We start from the raw sequence: 1,869 nt of genomic DNA, 5'->3' as shown, positions 1-1,869 counted from the left end.
ACACCAGCAGCTACTGAAATGCGCTTTGGCTTTGAAATTACTATGTACGTAATGAACCAGTAATTCGCTTTAAAAATATAAGCGCCTACTAATAAATTAGCAGGCTTTGAAATAGCCCCGTAATTCACAGTACCAGTATTATTCCTTACAATGAGGACTAGTAATATGACTAGAATTAATACTATGCGTAAATTAAGTGATAGCGATACTCAAAGGCCGATAGAAGTCATCAGCGGTGTGCAGCGTCGCAGACGCTGGACACCGTTTGAGAAGTTGGAAATGGTAAAGCAAACCTATGAACCTGGTAAATCCGTTTCATACGTTGCACGTGAACATGCGGTGCAAGTAAGCCAATTGTTTACCTGGCGCAAGGCTTACGAAACTGGATCACTCGTTGCTGTAGGTTCAGGAGAAGAAGTGGTGCCTGCCTCCGAATTTCAAGAAGCGATGAAACGTATTAAATTGCTTGAGGCTGCTTTAGGCCGCAAGACACTAGAAAACGAAATACTCAAAGAAGCAGTGGATTTCGCAAAATCAAAAAAGTGGATTGCGCGCTCGCCTGTATTGCCAGAGGACGATCAATAAGATTGGTCTGTCATGCTTTAGGTGTTGCGCGCAGCCACGTGATGAATAAGCGGGTAAGAAGCCTACATTGGAAAGACCAGCGACAGGCAAGGCAGCAGCCACAAGACGATACCGTATTACTCAGTCATATTAAAACGGTGATCAATGAGCAGCAGAGTTACGGCTATCGACGTGTATGGGCGATATTGAAACACCAGCAGGCGATCAGTGTGAATCATAAGCGTGTCTATCGCGTGATGCGGGATGCTAACCTATTGTTGTATCGCCAAGGATTACAAAAAACCTCAACACGCAGACATGATGGTGTGATTCAAGTAGATGAAAGTAATAAACGCTGGTGTTCGGATGGACTGGAAATCAACTGCGATAATGGCGATAAAGTCAGAGTCGCATTTGCACTAGACTGCTGTGATCGTGAAATATTGAGCTGGGTCGCCACAACGAAAGGGATTACGAGTCATCTCATCAGCGATTTGATGATGCAGGCAATAGAGCAACGGTTTGGGATAGATCATCGTCCGAATCAATCCATTGAATGGCTAACAGATAACGGCAGTTGTTATACTGCGCATGAAACCAAGTCATTTGCCAGAATGTTGGGGCTAAAACCGGTGACAACCCCGGTAGCTAGCCCACAGAGCAATGGCATGGCTGAGAGCTTTGTAAAGACGTTAAAAAGAGATTATGCTGCGCTAGCTTACAAGCCTGATGCAAAAGCAGTGATGGAGAGATTAGATAGCTGGTTTGAGCATTACAACAATAAACATCCGCATAGTGCGTTAAAGTATTTATCGCCACGGATGTTTAGAAAAAAACAGATGGAAACTTTATCAACCTAGTGAATAGTGCTGGTACTGTTTTATAGGGGCGAATCCAAAAAATGCCAGTCACCTTTTTAAATTCTTTGTATCAGCCACTCCACATGAGGGGTAAGTTACCAACTCAAACATTCGCTATTTTGTCAGTGGTCACATTTATTATGCTGTCAGGTAACTTTTCGTTGTTCCATGGCATTTTAAATATATATCCACTGACACTACGTAATCTTCCGTTTCTATTTTCCTTAGCGCTATTTTTTACATCACTCACGGCAATATTTTTCTTAGCAATTAGTCATGGCAAATGGACGCGCTGGATTCTAGCTGCATTTTTGTTGATTGCATCACAGTCGGCTTATTACATGGATCACTTCGGTGTCATCATCGATACCGTCATGATTGATAACATCATGCAAACGAATAGAAGTGAGTTTTCAAGCCTCGTCACTTCCACTCTGGTTCTTAG

Annotated in this window: 3 protein-coding genes; all 3 read left to right on the top strand. The window is 42.9% G+C overall.

What is annotated here, in order from left to right; genetic code table 11:
• Nucleotides 1–63 (top strand): pyrroloquinoline quinone precursor peptide PqqA (pqqA, locus tag B7Y67_RS16730; RefSeq protein ID WP_293599596.1); only part of this gene is annotated, 63 nt, incomplete at its 5' end.
• 120 nt (nucleotides 64–183) lie between these two features.
• A protein-coding gene (locus tag B7Y67_RS16725; RefSeq protein ID WP_293599595.1) for an IS3 family transposase occupies nucleotides 184–1,424 on the top strand; the annotation gives its coding sequence in 2 pieces (ribosomal slippage) (nucleotides 184–535 and nucleotides 535–1,424; 1,242 coding nt in all).
• Nucleotides 1,425–1,465: 41 nt separating this feature from the next.
• Nucleotides 1,466–1,869, top strand: a 404-nt coding sequence (locus B7Y67_RS19555; protein WP_367227301.1) for a phosphoethanolamine transferase domain-containing protein, incomplete at its 3' end; no start/stop codon positions are given.

It is taken from the genome of Polynucleobacter sp. 35-46-11 (assembly GCF_002281105.1).
Note: the sequence above shows the minus strand (reverse complement) of the source record. Positions and strands in the feature narration are given on the sequence as shown.